Consider the following 17,121-nt stretch of genomic DNA (forward strand, 5'->3'; position numbering starts at 1 on the left):
ATTAGGTTTAAAACAATTAATAGTAGTAATGAAAAAGTCCGACATCAAAGAATTGCGTAACGAACAGGATTTCGAGGACTTTTATTTGCACGATGCACCTGAAAGTTTTTGCGTAGAAAGCAATGCGATTTCGTACGAACATGGAAGTGGATTTTTGGAAATCGCCACACTTGAAGACCTTAAAAAGCAGCAAAAAGATACTGTAGGAAAGCAAACGAGACGTAAGTTTTACAGCATTGTTTTGTTGACAGAAGGACAAATCGAAGAAAGCATTGGACATCGAAAATATCAGTTCGGACCCCAAACTATGTATTTTGTTGGCGAAAACCAAATTCATGCCGTAGAGCGTTGGAGCGACGATGTAAAGGGCATTTATTGCATGTTTGATGCCGATTATTTTTTGCTTTGTATTAAACATCAAATCAAGTTGAATCAATTTCCGTTTTTTGATTTGGATAAAGAACCTTTCATTGAACTTTCCGAACGTGAAACCGGCATGATGACGCATCTTTTTTGGAAATTAAATAGCGAGAAATGTCAGAAATCAACGTTCAATGACGATTTGCTAACACGAATGTTTCTGAATGTAATTTTGCTGGAAGCTGAAAGAATTTATAATAAAAAAGCTGCTCAAGAAAACTTTTCTTTATCCCGAAAAGACCAGTTGGCATCGCAGTTTCAGTTGTTGGTAAATCAGCATTTTATCGAAAAGAGGCAAGTAAGCGATTACGCCGATTTGTTGCATGTACATCCCAATCATCTTAACGATTTGGTGAAGGAAGTTTCGGGTTTGTCAGCGAGTCATTTTATCCAAAAACAATTGTTACAAGAGGCGAAATCTCGTTTGTTGCAGACCAATGATACGGTTTCGATGATTGCTTCCGAACTGAATTTTACAGATGATTCCTATTTTAATCGATTCTTCAAAAAACAAACAGGATTAACTCCTTTGCAGTTTCGTAAAAACCACAAACATTGAGTAAGTTCAATTGATCCTTTAGTAAACACTTATCTATGAATACATTTTTTGTCCTTACTGGTGGTCCCAGTGTAGGAAAAACGAGCTTGTTAGAAGCTCTACATCAGTACGGATTTAAAACTATACCTGAAGATGCACGACGTATCATAAAAAATCAAGTGCAAATCAATGGTGACGCTTTGCCTTGGCAAAATAAACAGAAATATGCCGATCTTATGTTGGAAGCCGCGCTAGAAAATTATTCTGAACAGAAAAAACTCGACATAAAAAGTCCAGTTTTCTTTGATAGAGGGCATCTAGATAGCATTTGTTATATGAAAATGGAACATTTGAAGATTGATGAAAACAGTTTGAAAATTGTTCGGGAGAATCCTTATGAAAATGTATTTATTTTACCACCTTGGAAAGAAATTTACACAACAGATTCGGAACGAAAACAAAGTTGGGAAGAGGTTTTGTACACGCATGAAATGATGAAGCAAACCTATATTGAATTTGGTTATTCGCCGATTGAAGTGCCAAAAATGAGTGTTAAAGATAGACTTGATTTCGTTCTTAAATTTTTAAAGAAGTAAATCTTTGATTTGTACAACTTTTCCAAGGATTTGTGTTGGGAATAATTAGTTGAACTGAAATAGATTTGTACTCATAAATTATTACAGTATGAATCAAGAAATTAATAATTCTCAAAAAGAGGAAAAGTTAGTGTTAATGCAGTTTTATGCAGAATGGTGTCAGCCGTGTAAAATGATGATGCCTGTCATCAATCGAATTCACGACCGAAAGTATTTTTAGTTAGATATTAAGCAAATTGATGTCGATACAGACTCTGAAATTGCCGAACAATACGGGATTCGTTCCATTCCAACATTTGTAGTTTTGAAGAACAACAATGAAGTTTGGCGAAAGGCAGGAACAATGACCGAAAAAGATCTTTTAGAAATTTTAAACGCTTTGGCTTAATTCATTTTGGATATGGATAATTTGTTTCAAATGCTGATATATTCAGTCATTATCGGAGTTGGCGCAACAATTTTTATGGATTTGTATGCTATTTTCATTAAACGATTTTTTAATATTCCATCTTTGGATTTCGCTATTGTTGGTCGTTGGGTTGGACATTTTAAAAATGGAATTTTTACCCATAAAAACATACTTCAATCCGAGAAAATAAAAGGCGAACGCGCAATTGGATGGCTTTCTCATTACTTAATCGGAGTTTCGTTTGCGTTTTTGTTGCTCTTAATCTGTGGAATAGATTGGGTTAAAAATCCAACCTTTTGGCCGTGTATCGTAATTGGTCTTGCAACTACGATTGCGCCTTGGTTTTTAATGCAACCCTCTTTTGGCTTTGGCATTGCAGCTTCTAAAACTCCCAATCCTAATTTGTCACGATTAAGAAGTTTGCAAGCACATTTTGTTTACGGTTTAGGTTTGTATGTGGCGGCTTTCCTATTGAGTTTTTGGTTTTAGTGTTTTAATAAATTGTACACAGAATTGTCTTATGAAGAAGTGCTTTGCTTTGTTAAGTAATATGTATGTAGAAAATGTGAGCGTTATCAATCAAAAAACTTTTGTTATATTCGATTCTATTCAACTATGTAAAATCAACTCAAATGGCAGTATTAATTACCACAGATCGTCTTATTCTCAGAGAAATACTTCCAACTGATATAGAAGGCTTTTTTGATATGGATACGGATCCTGAAGTTCACATGTATCTAGGAAACAATCCTGTTACAACGAAAGAACAAATAGTTTCCGCCATAGCGTTTATTCGTCAACAATACGTAGACCATGGTATTGGCAGATGGGCAATTATAGACAAAAACACCAATGATTTTATTGGATGGGCTGGTTTAAAATGGGTAACGGAACTTAATAATAATCATAAGAACTACTACGATCTAGGCTATCGCCTTCGAAAAAAATACTGGGGTAAAGGAATTGCTACTGAGGCTGCGCAGGCTAGTTTAACCTATGCTTTTACTACCTTAAATGCCGATGTTGTTTTTGCAATGGCAGATTGCGCTAATAAAGGCTCTAACACTATTTTACAAAAAATAGGATTACAGCTTGTAGAAACATTTTATGATGATGGTGTTCTACATAATTGGTATCGAATTGATAAAGACAAGTTTTAGTATAATTTTTAAGTAGTTTTGAGATCGTGTAAACTAAATGAAGGAAGTAATTTGTATCTACTTCCTTCATCTTCAATATTTAATAAACAATTGCGCTTTGCCTTAAAACTCAATTTAAAATAATCATTACAAATTCTCCTGCTTCTTATAAAATAATTAATTTACTGTTTTAAAGAAAGAAGGTGCATTACCGTAAATAGGTGTTTTACCATCCCATTTCTCAATAAACTGTTGTTGAATCAATAATTGATTCAATGACACCTTTCTTAACTCGTTTGCTTTAGCTTCAGCTTCGGCCTGTACAATTAACTTTCTTGCATTTGCTTCGGCAACTTTTAGTTCGTTTTCTACTCGTTGCGCCTCTTGTATAGCAGCATTCTTGGCATTAATAGCCTGTGTTATTACTTCAGGATATTTAATACCACTGGTTAATTGCTCTAAAACAAAACCTTCCTTTTTTAAGAAAATATTCATTTTTTCTTGTACTCCGTTTTCAAAAGCCTCGCGTCCGCTAATGATATTGTCTGTTGTAAACTTATTAAACTCTATTCTGTACACATCTTTAATATGATTGACTAAAGTATTACGCAACACCTCATCAATTTTCTTTCTATACTTTTTGAATATTTTAGGCGATTCTCCATCAACAACTTTTAATGAAATGGTAGGATCAACTGTAAAAACAGAACCGTCTTTAGCATTTACAGTAAAAGCTTCGTAGTTTACAGTTTGAACGTAAGTAGGAATTTCAAAAACCTGTTCTGTTAGCGGATTATACCATACACGGCCTGTTACCAAAGCTACATCTTGTACCCCTTTGTCTGAGCCGTACATCTTTACCAATAAGCCTTCATGTCCTGCATCTATACGTTCTGTACAAAACATAACAACCATTAATAAACAAAATGCAATACTACCACCTATTAATAATTTAAGAATCGATTTTTTTTGTTGTGTAGTTTTAGTGTCCATTTGAAAAATAAATTTTTTTAAAAGTAATTAAAGTAACCAAAATTAATAAGCTGAGTAAGAAAACGCCTAATATAACACTTCCCGTATCAGGTTCGCTAATTAATCCAAAAATATATTGAATTGCAAAAAGTAAAAAGAACAACCAAATAGGTACAAATGCAATTTTTAAAATGGTTTTAAAAGACATCTTGTTAAGATTTTACCAAAAATAAGAAAAAAAAGACAATTTCACAAAGATAAACGAAGGTGTAATGTGCTTTTTACTGATTTAATAAAAGTTTTTTTGAGTATCATTATTATAACTTTCTAATCTTGAAAGATTGTTCTTAACTTGTATCAATCATTATAATGATTCTATTTTTGAAAATAATAAATATTATTTTTGTGAGTGTAAGAAATGAGGTAAATCTCTCACTGAAAAATAGCAGCGGAACTAGAATAAATAAGTCTCTTTTCCTATTTTAAACGAAGAAAGATGTAAATTAAAAACATAGTAATGACAACAGGACTAAAAGAAAAACTTGCAGAAACGCTTCAACTTTCGTTGGAACGTGTGGACGAGTTTTTGGAAATTTGTTATGTTGTCAACTATGATAAAAACAAAATGATAGAACCCAAAAACGGCGTTTTCGACCGTTTGGGATTCATTTTAAATGGCGCTGTTCGGATCTATTATATCAACGAAAAAGGCGAAGACATCAGTTATCTTTTGCAGGTCAATAATGATGTCATCGGCGATTATGCGAGTTACATCACAGGCGAAAAGTCGGTCGCATTGATGCAGACTTTATTAAACACCGAAGTTATGTATTTCGATAAAAAAGATGTTGAAACTCTGATTCAGAAAGATGTTTTTTGGCTTGGTTTGGCAAAACATATGTCGGATTTGGCGTTTTTGGATGCAAAACAACGTTTGGACGAATTGTTTTTCTACACGCCCGAAGAGCGTTATCTTAACCTTTTGAAAAAGTCACCTGAGATTTTGAACAAAATTCCGCAGAAATATATTTCGTCCTATTTGGGAATCACACCACAATCTTTGAGCAGAATTCGGAAAAGAATTTAATGATTCCGAAATTAACTTAAGTGAACGTTTTTGGCTTTTTGGACTTGTAATTTTGCCTCATCATTTAAACATAATCACAATGAAAATAGCAATTATAGGAGGAGGAATTGGAGGTTTGACAACAGCTTTAGCCTTACAAAAAAACAACTTGGATGTAACGATTTACGAAAGTGCGTCCGAAATAAAACCTGTCGGCGCAGGGATTATCATGGCAAATAATGCGATGCAGGTTTTTGATAAATTGGGTATTCGACACAAAATTGGAGATGCTGGTCATAAAATTTCAAATATTAAAATTACAGATCCACAGTTGAAGACCTTATCTAACGTACAACTGAATAAATTTGAAAGCAAATATGGCGTTCATAATGTTGCCATCCATCGTGGCGATTTGCAACTGATTTTGGCTGCGGAAATCGGTTTTAAAAACATTCACCTTTCCAAACGTTTGGCTAAAATCGAGAAAAATGAGAACTATAAACTCACTTTCGAGGACGGAACTATTGCAAATGCTGATGTTATCATTGGTGCCGACGGAATAAAATCGGCGGTTCGAAATCAAATTTTAAACATCGGAACACTTAGAGATTCTGGACAAAAATGTTGGCGTGGCGTTGCAGATTTGGATTGGGCAACGAAATACAATCATCAAGCGCATGAAGCTTGGGGAAAAGGCCGTCGTTTTGGTTTTGTGCGAATCAACGACCAAAAAGTCTATTGGTACGCGGTTGTGAACGAAAACTTGGTAAAAAATCCAAACAATCTTTTAGAACTTTTTACCGATTTTAATGCAGATGTTGCCAGAATGATTTCGGAAACGCCAAAGGAAAATATCTTTGTGAGCGACATTATCGATTTGGAACCGATTTCGAAATGGCAAAAAGATCGCGTTTGTTTGATTGGTGATGCGGCGCATGCAACAACGCCGAATATGGGACAAGGTGCTTGTCAGGCAATTGAAGATGCGTACGTGCTCGGAAAACTTTTTGGTGAGGGAAAAACCGTGGAAGAAGTTTTCATACAATACGAAAACTTACGCATGAAAAAAGCCCATTATATTGTGAACACCAGCGCCATCATTGGTAAAGTTTCGCATTATGAAAATGCCTTGGCGGTTTGGTTGCGCAATACTTTGCTAAAATCGACACCAAATTCGGTCAACGAAAAACAAATGGAAAAAGTCTTTGATATTGATTATTAGAAATGTCTTTTATCACAAATACGCTAAAAATCAGCCTTGCGAAAAATGTCTTTGATTTGATTAATTTCATCAAGATAGCGAGGCTTTTTTCTTGTTCCAAAATAGAGTGTGTTCTCAATTTTGTTGATACCATCCCAAGCGATTTCGATTTTATCTTCATCAAGATGATTTTTGCATAAAAAGTCAGGAACTATCGCGAAACCTTCACCAATGCTCAAACATCTGATAATTGAGCAAATATTAGGAACAATATAATTTGGTTTAAAATCTGGATGTCTGTTGAAATTCGCTTGCCAAAATCGGTGCAAATGTTCCATATCCGCAGCTGTGCTGTACCAAATTTGCTGTTTTAGCCAATCTTCTGCTTCTTCAATTTTGTTTTGAGAAAGAAGCTTTTTTAAAACCTTGGTTTCTGTATTTTTCCCGTTGATTAAAACAATTTTCTCCTGTGAAAACGGATCAAATTCTAATGTTCTTAAATTAGTTTTCTGAGGTGTAATAATCAAATCTAGCAAGCCTTTATCTAAATCTGAAAACATCTGTTCATACAATCCAAAACGAATAATAACATTAAAATCAAAAGTTGGAATATACTTTTCTAATGTAAATTGAAAAGTCTCAAAACACATTCCGATGCTTAAAGTTGGACGCTCTGTTTTGGTCGTTTTATGAAAAGCTTGTTCGGCGGTTTCCAATTTTAAAAGTGGTTCTACTGTAAAATTATAGAGTATTTGCGCCTTTTCTGTTGGTACTAATTTCTTTCCAACTCGATCAAACAACGCATAGCCAACATATGCTTCCAACGAGCTGATGTGCAAACTAACGCCCGGCTGAGAAATAAACAAATTGCGCGCTGCAACGGTAAAAGATTGTGTTTCGTAAACGGATTTAAAAGTTCGGAGCCATTCAAGGTTTAACATAAATCATCATTATAATGATACAAATGTATAAATTAAATTATTTTTATAATACATAAATCTCACCGAACTTTGCAGAACAAATTTGAAAACAATATAGTAATGAAAGTATTTATAATCAACGGCGGACAAAAATTCGCTCATTCAGGAGGAGAATTTAATAATACATTAAGCAATTGGACCGCTAATTTTTTAGAACAAAATAACATTGAATTCCGTATGACGAATATTAATGACGATTTTGATGCTTTTTTAGAAGTCGAAAATTACAAATGGGCAGATGTTATTATTTATCATTTTCCTGTTTGGTGGTTTCAAGTTCCGAACCGTTTGAAGCTGTACATTGACGACGTTTTTACAGCAGGTCACAACAACGGCATCTATGCTAACGACGGTCGCTCTAGCAAAAATCCATCAATTAATTACGGAAAAGGCGGTCTAATGCATGGCAAAAAATATATGGTTACTACAAGTTGGAATGCGCCAGACACCGCTTTCACACTAAAAGGTGAGTTTTTTGACCAACATCCAATTGACGATTCCATCCTTTTTGGATTTCATAAAATGAATGAATTTACGGGAATGACGAGAATCGTAGGTTTTCATTTTCATGATTTAGAAAAAAATGCAACTTTAGAACGAGTTGAAAAGTATAAAATAGAATATCAACATCATTTGGAACATGTTTTCAAACAACAATATTTGAAAAAAGAAGATTGTTTAGCTTAATGATAATACGTGCTTTTTAGCACTAATTAAATAATGTTTTGTTAGTAAAACACTTTTTTCATCTTTCAATATCCTAAATTTATACTGTTTTTAAAGGGAATAAAAAATAGTAACCTATGTTATTTAGAAAAGCAAAATTAGAAGATGTGCCAACAATAGTTGAAATGTTAGCGGATGATGCATTGGGTGCAGCAAGAGAACGATTTCAAGAACCTTTGCCTCGGGTTTACATAGATGCTTTTCAGAAGATCGATAAAGATTCGAATCAAGAATTGATTGTAGTTGAGGATGAAAACGGACAAGTTATTGGCACCTTGCAACTGAGCTTTCTGCAGTATTTAACGTATCAAGGCGGAATTCGTGCGCAGATTGAAGCGGTGCGCATTCATAAGGATTTTAGAGGCAAAGGACTGGGTGAACAATTTTTCCTTTGGGCGATTGATCGCGCCAAAGAAAAAGGTGCTCATGTTTTACAATTAACTTCAGACAAAAAACGTCCTGATGCCATTCGGTTTTATGAAAAATTAGGTTTCGAAGCTTCACATGAAGGTATGAAATTACATTTCAAAAACGATTAGCATAAGCAGAAAGAAAGGACTTTAAAGATCATTAGAAATATTTTGATGAAGTTTGTATTAAATCTAAAACAGAAAACCACAGAGAATTCAAATACTCCGTGGTTTTATAATTCTATAGAAAGAAAATTTACAAATTCATTCCGCCCGAAACCTCAATGCGTTGACCTGTAATCCAACGTGCATCATCACTGCATAAGAAAGCAACTACGCCACCAATATCATCTGGAAGCCCTACTCTTCCTAAAGCCGTAACTTGGGCAACATGATCGTTGATTTCTTTGTTGTCACGCAATCTTCCGCCTCCAAAATCAGTTGCAATTGCTCCTGGTGCTACCGTATTTGCTGTAATGCCACGAGAACCGAGTTCCTTTGCAAGATAGCGCGTTAAAACTTCTACAGCGCCTTTCATAGCCGCATAAGCCGATGAGCCAGGATTAGAAAAACGAGCCAAACCTGTCGAAATATTCACAATACGACCACCATCACTTAAGAAAGGTAACGCTTTCTGTGTCAAGAAAAACACACCTTTGTAATGAATGTTCACCGCATTATCAAATTGCTCTTCCGTAGTTTCTGCAAAAGGCGCATACAAAGCCGTTCCTGCATTATTCACCAAATAATCAAAATTCGGTTTTCCTGTTTTCTCGGTTAAATGATTGATTACTTCCTTAAAAAAAGCATCGAAAGATTTTACATCTCCAGCATCCAACTGAAAAGCAACTGCTTTTTGCCCTAGATTTTGAATTTCAGCCACCACTTTATCCGCTTCTTCCTTATTGCTATTGTAGGTTAAAATCACGTCTATACCTTTTTTAGCCAAACTTAAAGCCATATTTTTGCCCAAACCACGACTTCCACCAGTAACCAAAGCAATCTTATTTTCTGTATTCATATTTTTATTGTATTTAATGATGTAAAGTTGCAAGAAAGTGCCCAATATCTTTTGAAATATCTGGTGGTAAAAAACTTTAGATATCCTCTCCTGTCGCATTAGACATTTCTTGATAAAACTGGTCTACTTTTCCATGACATTATTTGCAAAAATCAAATGTACGCAAAACTTTCAATCGATAATTTCTTGTGTTTAAATATCTGTAAAATCTGAATCTAGTAATCAAAACTGATATTGAAGTTGGTGAGACAAAGCTTAAAAAAATCAAATTCATTTTACGCAAACTATCAACTTTATCAATTAGTAATTATTTATATCTATTGCTTTTAAAATAGAAAATCGATTGACGTTCTTAAATTTGCTTAGAATTTAAAAACAAAAAGCAATGATAACGGGACTTTACGAAACACATATACAAGTAAGAGATTTAGAAAAATCATTAAAATTTTACACCGAAGTTTTAGGTTTAAAATTTGCACATCGCGACGAAACTCGTCCCATTATTTTCCTTTGGATTGGCAAAAACAAAGAGTATATGTTGGGGCTTTGGCAAACGAATGAAGAGATTGTTCCACGTCATTTTGCATTCAGCAGTACAAAAGAATTTATCTTAAATGATGCTGTTGATTTTCTAAATCAAAATCAACTGGAACCTTATAATTTCTTGAAAAATGGAACGACTGAACCCATGGTTTTTGCATGGATGCCTGCTTTAGCCATTTATTTCAAAGATCCTGACGGAAACAATTTAGAATTTATTTCCTTGCTTGAAGGAGATGCAAAACCAGCATTAGGTGTTTTATCTTATCAGGATTGGTTGGATTTGAAGTAAGAGAGATTTACATTGATGTTTATTTGGCGCCTATAAATGTTCTATTTTTTGCTTCTCAAAAAATCAGCATAAAAATTAGGAATATCACTATTTTCTATTGCCTTGGCAACTTCTTCAAGAGGATAGGGTAATTGCACAATTTCAGGAACAATTTTGTCTTCAAACAAATTTAAAATAAGATATGATGCCAATCGGTTTTCTTCTTTAGAACGTCCTACAGAACCACAATTTATCGCCCAATTGTTGTTGCTTTGCTTCACAAACGAAACATGCGTATGCCCCATTACCAAAAGGTCAGCATCAGCTTGGCGAATCATTTCAGAGAAGACTTCTTCTTTTTCATTTTCAAAAACATACGTATCATTACTTTGTAAGGTAGCATGCACCAATTGAATTTTCCAATGTTTAGTACCTACCTTATAGTTAAGTTTAAGATGAAACGGAAGTTCAGCCAAAAAAGCTTTATTTGTTTCTGTAATTGTTTTACGAGAATGATCGATGGCAAGAAATCGCGCTTGCGTTTCTTTCGCAGAATGCTTTTCTAAAGGTATTAAAGGAATATCAAAAGCGATTCGTTCATCATGGTTTCCTAGTAAACAAGTTATATTTTGTGATCGAATCAAATCGATTACTTCATTCGGCCAAGGAGCAAAATCAATCAAATCGCCCAAACAAAATTTTTGATGAATGCCTCGGCTTTTGATATCATTTAAAACGGTTTTTAAAGCAGGAAGATTTCCATGAACATCACTAAAAACAGCTATTTTAATCATTTTAATTGTTTTTTTAATTAATGAGCTCCCTTCTTTGAGAAAATATTGATAATGGCTACACCTAAGGTTGTTTTGTAGAAATTGTTATAGCTTTTTTTGATTTTATATCTATAACCTAAAGTATTAATCCTCTTGCTCTATAACTGAAACCTGATGAACTTTTTGCGCATTTTTTGCGGCATATCCCATAATAAGTTGCATTAAATACTGGTTGCTTTTATAACGTATTAGGGTTTCTTTTATTTGCATGACATTGGTAACAGGTATTTCTTTAGATAAATACCCCATACCAAAAAACTGTCCGTTTTCTACCCAAACACAGCTGTATTCATTAATTGTTCTACCCTTCTCAATAATAAAAAAAGAAGCTTTTTGCTGACTCACAAAATGAAGTGCCTCTTGAATGCTTTTGTTATGCAACTCTACTATTGGAAAATCATTCTCAACTTGATTGGTACCCAATACTGTTTCTTGTTGATATGTTGCATATTTACAAAATCGATAATCAATAGCAAACTGTTCTGCTAAATTTCGAAGCATTTCATTACCTTCTTGTACGGAATGAAACACTTGGTCGCAACTTTGATGTTTAGCCAATTTACCCACCGTAAGGTAAAGATAACCACTACGCGCTTCATATGAATAAAGTCCGAATTTAGGCTCAAATCTTTTTAGTGCTTTATTATGAATTGGCCATAGTTTTTGAATTTCAGAACACTCAAGCAACAATGCAAGCAATTCGTTCCCACAAACCTCAAAACTAATATGATAGATGTCTTTTAAGAATAATTGTCTTTGTTCTGTTGTTTTATTTCCGCTAAAGTGTGATGCTACTCGTTTTTTTATATTGACTGCTTTCCCAATATAAACCACTTTATGCTCCTTGTTATAAAAGTAGTAAACCCCAGGTTTCTCAGGCAATTGTTCAAATTCTTCCATTGCTAAATTGGGAGGTAAATTTTGTTGTGGCACCCTTCTTTTTAGTAACTGATCTATTTCTTTATGGGTATCATTTTGCAATAACTTCTTTAACAAAATTAACGTTGCATCCGCATCTCCTCCTGCTCTATGATGATTTTCATGTGGTATACCTAAAGCTTTACACAATTTACCCAAGCTGTAAGTAGGCTGACCCGGAAGTATTTTTCGGGCTGCCCTCACCGTACATAATTTACGAGCAAACCAATTCAATCCAGCTTGTTGCAGTTGAAAATGAATAAAAGAATAATCGAAATTTACATTATGAGCCACAAAAATACGGTTGTTTAATAAATCATAAATTTGATACGCTACCTCATCAAAAACAGGCGCACTACTTACCATACTGTTAGTAATACCTGTTAAAACAGTAATATTAAAAGGGATCTCTTTTTGAGGATTGATAAGTGTTTCCCATCGCTTTACAACTTTTGAACCATTGTAAATAATAATGGCTATTTCGGTAATTGCGCTACTTTGCGCATTACCACCTGTGGTTTCAATATCTACAATTGCGTATTCTTGCATTAGGTTAAAGTTGATTTGCTAAAATTACGGATTTTTAATTAAGGTTGTAAGTTGTATTTTATCCTTTCAGAGGTTAGCTGGACTTGAGAACTGTTAGTGCTGTAATCTTCTCTTTATTATTTTTTATTGGTTTTAATGATTTATTCTTATCCTATTTCTTTTTATTAATTTAGCTCACAATTAGGTACACGGAGTAAAAGGTATCATCATTTTTTTGTTAGAAGTACTTTCGCATAATAGTTTTAAATAGAATGTTTCATATTAATTTTTATAAACCTAAAAACAATATTTTAGCCAAATACATAGAGGGGTACTATTTTATTTCTGAAAATAAAGATGTAAAAAACACTGTGTACTGGACTTACCCCAATAATTTTGTAGTTTTAACTTGTAATAAAAACATAGATGTAAAAATAGATGACCATAAAATTTATATACAAACTTCGGGCTTTCATAATATCTTAACTAGTATTGTACCTAAATATACAAAACCAATTCAAATAAATTATAAAGAATTGGTAGATGAAGTAACGATTTATTTTAAGCCTTTAGGTATCAATCATTTTACATCAAATACATCTCAACTATTTTCTAAAAATATAAATGTCGACTTTAATTTATTTCCTGATTTTGAAGATAAAATGAATGAAGTTTTTCATTTAAGCTTGGAAGAAAAGATCATAGTTCTTGAAGATTATTTACTTTCAAAACTTCAAAAGAGAGACTTTCATTTGTTAGAAGATATAATTGCTTCTATAGAAAATAATATCCCTATTCAAGAAATAGCAGATTATCATCGTATAAGCAGACAATATTTAAACAGAATTTTCAAAAAAAAAGTTGGTAAATCGATTTCCGAGTATCGTAAGATTCATCGATTTCGTGAATCAATCGCTCAGTATAAAAATAGTAAAAACTTCACAGAGCTATCTCATGATAATTATTATGATCAAGCACATTTTACGAGAATTTTCAAGGAACTGACCGAAATAAAGCCCAATACATTTTTTAAAAATGTAGAAACAGAAAATAAAAACATTTGGCTGTTTATTTAATTGGTTTCCATTTATACAATTTTATAATTTATTAACTTTTTAAATTTACCAGAAAATAAAAATATAATTAAAAACAACATTTTTACCCAAATGAACTGGAAAAAAATTCACTTATTACTTTTTACTTTCTGTAGATATTTTCTTGCAACAATTATTATTTTATATGCTTTTGCTAAAATATTTGAAACACAATTTACTTCGCAACCTAGTATTTATGACAAACCAATAGGCTCTTTAACAGGTTTTCAGCTTACTTGGTATTATTATGGATATTCTTATTGGTATGGATTCATCATTGCTATAACTCAAATAACAAGTGGATTATTGTTGTTTTTCAGAAAAACAACAAGACTAGGAATTACAATCTATTTAACGTTTATGATTAATATCCTCCTAATGGATTTTGCATATGATATAGAAGATGCTAAAGGAATGGCAGTAACATTAACATTAATGGCATTATTTGTATTTCTTTCTGATTATAAAGCATTTTTTAAATATTTTGTACAAGAACCGCTTGTTTTCAATCAAGAAAGCACTCCTAATTGGTTTAAAAAAATAAGTAAAATTAAATATATTCTCATTCCATTAATTCTGATAGGAATTCCTACAGTAGTTCTCACTTTAAAAAATAAATACATGGAAAAAAACCAGTTTTATGGAAAGTGGATAAATGAAAAAAATAATGATAAATTATATTTCGAAGCTCTTAAAACCTTTCAAGTTGTTAAGAAAAATGAGAATAATGCTTATATAAAAGGAACATATGCTTTTACAAAAGATAGTATTTTCTTATATTTCAATAATGAAGTTACTAATGATCAACAAAATCAAGTTTATTTAAAAGGTAAATATATAATTAAAGACAGTGTAATGACTATTAGCACAAAACAATCAGAAGTAATGCTTAAACAAATTAGAAACTATTAAACATTTTTAAATATTACATTTACTTTGTACTATTCGTTTTAATTATGTAAGTAACTTTACAAAGCTCCTAAACATTTTGCTTAAATGAAAAAAGGAAATTTATTTTATTTATCAGGAATACTACTTCTTGCCTTAGGAAGCATTAGTTTTTATGTGTTTTTAATTTATTGGCTTTTTGCAATTCTTGTATTATCTGGAATTACGCTTATTGCTATATCAGATAAAAAAATAGGAATCAAAATAATAACAATATTGTTGATACCTGTCATAGCTGTTTTTTTATTCATTACATCATTGTTTGCATTTAGTAACTAAGGATTTTTAATTTATGAGGAATATTATTCTACTTATTTTAGTAACATGCTTTTCTTTACAATCCTGCCAAAACGGATCCGAAAAGAAAACAACAGAAACAAAACTAATCACAAACAGCAATAAAAAAGATAGTTTACAAGTTGATACCCCTATTGAAAGTAAGGATACGTTGAAAATCAAATATTCAGAACATAAAAATCTTCTTGATATTTTGACAAAACTACCAGAACATACAATGGGAAGTTGGAAATGGAGCGAGAGCGAACGAATTCAATTTGTAAAATTTATACAAGAAAATGATTTTACTTTTAGTGCATCTCCATCCTTTTTAAAATTTTCTTTAATTGGAGCTAATTCTATAGGGATACAAGTTGTAGACGGATATTGGACCTTAGCTATCTATAAAATAAAACCAACTAATTATATTGTTGTAACAGATGATATGGTAGGAGATGGCAATGATATACATGCATTTGAATATAAAGACGGAAAATTAATTGAAATGGATTATACACATTTGTTTGATGACATGTTTCTTTCACACTTGTTGATTTATAATAAAGAAGATTGCGAAGATTTATTGGAAGACAACCTGATTGGATTTGAATACGATTTTACGCATACCACCAATTTAACCATCAGCAACCCTCATTATTTAAAAGAAAACGAACATCAAAACTGTTTAAAAGGAAATACACTGAATTACAAATTCAACCCACTTACTAAAAAATTTGATTTAAAAGCAATTACTTGGAAAAAAGCAGAACAATAAAAAACAACCTAAAAATTCATTATCACTTTTGTAAGCTATCATTTTAGAACAACATTATGTCATTAAAAGAAAAATTTGAGTATACAATCAAATGGATTATCATCTTTATTGTATCCGGCTCAATGATCATCTACGGAATTGCAAAACCATTTCAATTTGCAGGCTTCACTACCTCAGCCAATTTAAATATTTCTGAAGGACATAAAGTTATGTGGACTTTTTATTCGTATTCTTTAACCTATCCCATTATAATTGGCATTTTTGAAATATTAGGAGGTATATTCATTTTATTTAACAAGAGTCGAATTTTTGGTTGCCTATTACTAACCATCATCCTTTCAAACATAATTATCCAAGATTACATTTATGAAATTGTAGCTTTAAAATCGGCTATCTTTTATCAGGTTTTAGTATTGATTCTATTTTTATATGACAGAGAAAAGCTAATAAAAATTACATCATTGTTGTTTAGTTCTACAAAACACCCCAAAAATATATTATTCTTACTTATTGCTTTATTAATTGCACTTGTTCTTAAATATTTTGAAACAAAAATATTATAGGCAGAAAGTAAAATAGCAGTATTCTTATTAAGAAAATTGCTTTAGACACTTAAAAAAAGAATAAAAATCATGGCTGTACCACAAACCAAAGAAGAATTGCAAAAAGCTATAACTATAAATTTTGAAAAATTACAAAATGAATTGATGAACATTCCTGAAGAACTTACTACTATTGAGGAATTAGAAGGACATTCTAAAGGAACTTTGATGAGCATTAACAATCTTTTGGCTTATCTTATTGGTTGGGGAGCATTGGTTTTAAAATGGAGCAAGAAAAAAGACAATAATGAACTTGTTGATTTTCCTGAAACAAATTATAAATGGAATGAACTTGGAAAACTTGCTCAGAAATTTTATAAAGATTACAAAAACGATGATTTTACAATTTTAAAGAAGAAATTGGAAAAAACCGTACAGCAAATTTTAGAACTTATAGAAAACAAATCAAATGAAGAATTATATGAAACCAATTGGTATGAAAAATGGACGCTTGGAAGAATGATACAATTTAACACTTCTTCACCCTACACAAACGCAAGAGGAAGAATTCGCAAATGGAAAAAGCAGCGAAACTTAAAGTAAAGTATCTTTTTTACATCTATTAGTGAAGCTAAATTTTATGAATGTTTATAAAATTCCTGGGATAAAATCTATTGATTTAAAGAAAATAAAAAGACTTGAAGAAGAAAATATATGTATACAGATTTTGCTTACTAATAGATATGACTAAGTGCATTATCGAAAAAAAAACATTAAGGATTTGAGATAAAAGAAGCTTCTTTCAAAAAGCTTTAACCCTTTCTAATATGGCAAGTAAAACCTAGTTTGACAGATCGATCAATAAATGATTCTAGTCTTATTAACATCAAAAAAGGCATTTCTAAAAAAGAAACGCCT

21 protein-coding genes and 1 pseudogene are annotated in these 17,121 nt (G+C 32.1%); 16 read left to right on the top strand and 6 right to left on the bottom strand.

The window, feature by feature from the left end:
• The first annotated feature begins 28 nt into the window (after positions 1 to 28).
• The 5 genes and pseudogenes from H1R17_RS12915 to H1R17_RS12935 all read left to right on the top strand — a co-directional run bounded on the left by H1R17_RS12915 (position 29) and on the right by H1R17_RS12935 (position 3,123).
• Positions 29 to 979 (top strand): AraC family transcriptional regulator, encoded by a 951-nt coding sequence (locus H1R17_RS12915; RefSeq protein WP_163430900.1) that lies wholly within the window; start codon positions 29 to 31, stop codon positions 977 to 979.
• 35 nt (positions 980 to 1,014) lie between these two features.
• A complete protein-coding gene (locus H1R17_RS12920) occupies positions 1,015 to 1,554 on the top strand; it encodes an AAA family ATPase (RefSeq protein WP_163430899.1) in 540 nt (179 codons plus the stop codon).
• A gap of 88 nt (positions 1,555 to 1,642) precedes the next feature.
• Positions 1,643 to 1,942 (top strand): annotated as a pseudogene (locus tag H1R17_RS12925) (thioredoxin family protein).
• A gap of 12 nt (positions 1,943 to 1,954) precedes the next feature.
• A complete protein-coding gene (locus H1R17_RS12930) occupies positions 1,955 to 2,452 on the top strand; it encodes a DUF2938 domain-containing protein (protein ID WP_163430898.1) in 498 nt (165 codons plus the stop codon).
• Between the two features lie 143 nt (positions 2,453 to 2,595).
• Positions 2,596 to 3,123, top strand: coding sequence for a GNAT family N-acetyltransferase (locus tag H1R17_RS12935; RefSeq protein WP_163430959.1), 528 nt, complete (start codon positions 2,596 to 2,598; stop codon positions 3,121 to 3,123).
• Between the two features lie 156 nt (positions 3,124 to 3,279).
• On the opposite strand, the gene H1R17_RS12940 is transcribed toward H1R17_RS12935, so the two are convergent.
• The gene (locus H1R17_RS12940; protein ID WP_163430897.1) at positions 3,280 to 4,095 is read right to left on the bottom strand and encodes an SPFH domain-containing protein; all 816 of its coding nucleotides are present in this window, start codon (positions 4,093 to 4,095) and stop codon (positions 3,280 to 3,282) included.
• Entirely contained in the window at positions 4,085 to 4,282 is a 198-nt protein-coding gene (locus H1R17_RS12945) for a hypothetical protein (RefSeq protein ID WP_163430896.1), read from the bottom strand. Before H1R17_RS12945 ends, H1R17_RS12940 begins: the two co-directional genes overlap by 11 nt.
• A gap of 309 nt (positions 4,283 to 4,591) precedes the next feature.
• Between H1R17_RS12945 and H1R17_RS12950 the strand changes: the two genes are divergently transcribed.
• Both H1R17_RS12950 and H1R17_RS12955 read left to right on the top strand, forming a co-directional pair.
• Positions 4,592 to 5,161: a Crp/Fnr family transcriptional regulator gene (locus H1R17_RS12950; RefSeq protein ID WP_163430895.1), complete on the top strand. Its 570-nt coding sequence runs from the start codon at positions 4,592 to 4,594 to the stop codon at positions 5,159 to 5,161.
• Between the two features lie 79 nt (positions 5,162 to 5,240).
• Positions 5,241 to 6,362, top strand: coding sequence for an FAD-dependent monooxygenase (locus H1R17_RS12955; protein ID WP_163430894.1), 1,122 nt, complete (start codon positions 5,241 to 5,243; stop codon positions 6,360 to 6,362).
• Between the two features lie 23 nt (positions 6,363 to 6,385).
• Here H1R17_RS12955 and H1R17_RS12960 read toward each other — a convergent pair whose 3' ends face one another.
• On the bottom strand, positions 6,386 to 7,282 hold the full coding sequence (locus tag H1R17_RS12960) for a LysR family transcriptional regulator (protein WP_163430893.1): 897 nt from the start codon (positions 7,280 to 7,282) through the stop codon (positions 6,386 to 6,388).
• A 99-nt stretch (positions 7,283 to 7,381) separates the two neighbouring features.
• On the opposite strand from H1R17_RS12960, the gene H1R17_RS12965 reads away from it, so the two are divergent.
• Together H1R17_RS12965 and H1R17_RS12970 are read left to right on the top strand one after the other, a co-directional pair.
• Positions 7,382 to 8,008, top strand: coding sequence for an NAD(P)H-dependent oxidoreductase (locus tag H1R17_RS12965; RefSeq protein WP_163430892.1), 627 nt, complete (start codon positions 7,382 to 7,384; stop codon positions 8,006 to 8,008).
• Between the two features lie 116 nt (positions 8,009 to 8,124).
• Entirely contained in the window at positions 8,125 to 8,586 is a 462-nt protein-coding gene (locus tag H1R17_RS12970) for a GNAT family N-acetyltransferase (protein WP_163430891.1), read from the top strand.
• Between the two features lie 127 nt (positions 8,587 to 8,713).
• On the opposite strand, the gene H1R17_RS12975 is transcribed toward H1R17_RS12970, so the two are convergent.
• Positions 8,714 to 9,478 (bottom strand): SDR family NAD(P)-dependent oxidoreductase, encoded by a 765-nt coding sequence (locus tag H1R17_RS12975; protein ID WP_163430890.1) that lies wholly within the window; start codon positions 9,476 to 9,478, stop codon positions 8,714 to 8,716.
• 385 nt (positions 9,479 to 9,863) lie between these two features.
• Between H1R17_RS12975 and H1R17_RS12980 the strand changes: the two genes are divergently transcribed.
• Entirely contained in the window at positions 9,864 to 10,310 is a 447-nt protein-coding gene (locus H1R17_RS12980; protein WP_163430889.1) for a VOC family protein, read from the top strand.
• Positions 10,311 to 10,351: 41 nt separating this feature from the next.
• Here H1R17_RS12980 and H1R17_RS12985 read toward each other — a convergent pair whose 3' ends face one another.
• Complete coding sequence (locus tag H1R17_RS12985) at positions 10,352 to 11,083, bottom strand: metallophosphoesterase (RefSeq protein WP_163430888.1); 732 nt, start codon at positions 11,081 to 11,083, stop codon at positions 10,352 to 10,354.
• 123 nt (positions 11,084 to 11,206) lie between these two features.
• Entirely contained in the window at positions 11,207 to 12,589 is a 1,383-nt protein-coding gene (locus tag H1R17_RS12990; RefSeq protein WP_163430887.1) for an exonuclease domain-containing protein, read from the bottom strand.
• Positions 12,590 to 12,840: 251 nt separating this feature from the next.
• On the opposite strand from H1R17_RS12990, the gene H1R17_RS12995 reads away from it, so the two are divergent.
• The 6 genes from H1R17_RS12995 to H1R17_RS13020 all read left to right on the top strand — a co-directional run bounded on the left by H1R17_RS12995 (position 12,841) and on the right by H1R17_RS13020 (position 16,806).
• Positions 12,841 to 13,644 carry an AraC family transcriptional regulator gene (locus tag H1R17_RS12995; protein ID WP_163430886.1) on the top strand — a complete coding sequence of 268 codons (804 nt, stop codon included), beginning with the start codon at positions 12,841 to 12,843 and terminating at the stop codon, positions 13,642 to 13,644.
• A 90-nt stretch (positions 13,645 to 13,734) separates the two neighbouring features.
• Entirely contained in the window at positions 13,735 to 14,574 is an 840-nt protein-coding gene (locus H1R17_RS13000) for a hypothetical protein (protein ID WP_163430885.1), read from the top strand.
• An 84-nt stretch (positions 14,575 to 14,658) separates the two neighbouring features.
• Entirely contained in the window at positions 14,659 to 14,889 is a 231-nt protein-coding gene (locus H1R17_RS13005) for a hypothetical protein (RefSeq protein ID WP_163430884.1), read from the top strand.
• Between the two features lie 13 nt (positions 14,890 to 14,902).
• A complete protein-coding gene (locus H1R17_RS13010) occupies positions 14,903 to 15,661 on the top strand; it encodes a hypothetical protein (protein ID WP_163430883.1) in 759 nt (252 codons plus the stop codon).
• Positions 15,662 to 15,717: 56 nt separating this feature from the next.
• A complete protein-coding gene (locus H1R17_RS13015; RefSeq protein ID WP_163430882.1) occupies positions 15,718 to 16,224 on the top strand; it encodes a hypothetical protein in 507 nt (168 codons plus the stop codon).
• A 69-nt stretch (positions 16,225 to 16,293) separates the two neighbouring features.
• The gene (locus tag H1R17_RS13020; protein ID WP_163430881.1) at positions 16,294 to 16,806 is read left to right on the top strand and encodes a ClbS/DfsB family four-helix bundle protein; all 513 of its coding nucleotides are present in this window, start codon (positions 16,294 to 16,296) and stop codon (positions 16,804 to 16,806) included.
• Positions 16,807 to 17,121: the final 315 nt, after the last annotated feature.

Source organism: Flavobacterium sp. xlx-214 (assembly GCF_013874595.1).
Lineage (GTDB): Bacteria > Bacteroidota > Bacteroidia > Flavobacteriales > Flavobacteriaceae > Flavobacterium.

Excerpts from the sequence above, each read along its gene's own strand:
- H1R17_RS12915 (WP_163430900.1), top strand. The coding sequence starts at position 29 with ATGAAAAAGTCCGACATCAAAGAATTGCGTAACGAACAGGATTTCGAG.
- H1R17_RS12920 (WP_163430899.1), top strand. The coding sequence starts at position 1,015 with ATGAATACATTTTTTGTCCTTACTGGTGGTCCCAGTGTAGGAAAAACG.
- H1R17_RS12930 (WP_163430898.1), top strand. The coding sequence starts at position 1,955 with ATGGATAATTTGTTTCAAATGCTGATATATTCAGTCATTATCGGAGTT.
- H1R17_RS12935 (WP_163430959.1), top strand. The coding sequence starts at position 2,596 with ATGGCAGTATTAATTACCACAGATCGTCTTATTCTCAGAGAAATACTT.
- H1R17_RS12940 (WP_163430897.1), bottom strand. The coding sequence starts at position 4,095 with ATGGACACTAAAACTACACAACAAAAAAAATCGATTCTTAAATTATTA.
- H1R17_RS12945 (WP_163430896.1), bottom strand. The coding sequence starts at position 4,282 with ATGTCTTTTAAAACCATTTTAAAAATTGCATTTGTACCTATTTGGTTG.
- H1R17_RS12950 (WP_163430895.1), top strand. The coding sequence starts at position 4,592 with ATGACAACAGGACTAAAAGAAAAACTTGCAGAAACGCTTCAACTTTCG.
- H1R17_RS12955 (WP_163430894.1), top strand. The coding sequence starts at position 5,241 with ATGAAAATAGCAATTATAGGAGGAGGAATTGGAGGTTTGACAACAGCT.
- H1R17_RS12960 (WP_163430893.1), bottom strand. The coding sequence starts at position 7,282 with ATGTTAAACCTTGAATGGCTCCGAACTTTTAAATCCGTTTACGAAACA.
- H1R17_RS12965 (WP_163430892.1), top strand. The coding sequence starts at position 7,382 with ATGAAAGTATTTATAATCAACGGCGGACAAAAATTCGCTCATTCAGGA.
- H1R17_RS12970 (WP_163430891.1), top strand. The coding sequence starts at position 8,125 with ATGTTATTTAGAAAAGCAAAATTAGAAGATGTGCCAACAATAGTTGAA.
- H1R17_RS12975 (WP_163430890.1), bottom strand. The coding sequence starts at position 9,478 with ATGAATACAGAAAATAAGATTGCTTTGGTTACTGGTGGAAGTCGTGGT.
- H1R17_RS12980 (WP_163430889.1), top strand. The coding sequence starts at position 9,864 with ATGATAACGGGACTTTACGAAACACATATACAAGTAAGAGATTTAGAA.
- H1R17_RS12985 (WP_163430888.1), bottom strand. The coding sequence starts at position 11,083 with ATGATTAAAATAGCTGTTTTTAGTGATGTTCATGGAAATCTTCCTGCT.
- H1R17_RS12990 (WP_163430887.1), bottom strand. The coding sequence starts at position 12,589 with ATGCAAGAATACGCAATTGTAGATATTGAAACCACAGGTGGTAATGCG.
- H1R17_RS12995 (WP_163430886.1), top strand. The coding sequence starts at position 12,841 with ATGTTTCATATTAATTTTTATAAACCTAAAAACAATATTTTAGCCAAA.
- H1R17_RS13000 (WP_163430885.1), top strand. The coding sequence starts at position 13,735 with ATGAACTGGAAAAAAATTCACTTATTACTTTTTACTTTCTGTAGATAT.
- H1R17_RS13005 (WP_163430884.1), top strand. The coding sequence starts at position 14,659 with ATGAAAAAAGGAAATTTATTTTATTTATCAGGAATACTACTTCTTGCC.
- H1R17_RS13010 (WP_163430883.1), top strand. The coding sequence starts at position 14,903 with ATGAGGAATATTATTCTACTTATTTTAGTAACATGCTTTTCTTTACAA.
- H1R17_RS13015 (WP_163430882.1), top strand. The coding sequence starts at position 15,718 with ATGTCATTAAAAGAAAAATTTGAGTATACAATCAAATGGATTATCATC.
- H1R17_RS13020 (WP_163430881.1), top strand. The coding sequence starts at position 16,294 with ATGGCTGTACCACAAACCAAAGAAGAATTGCAAAAAGCTATAACTATA.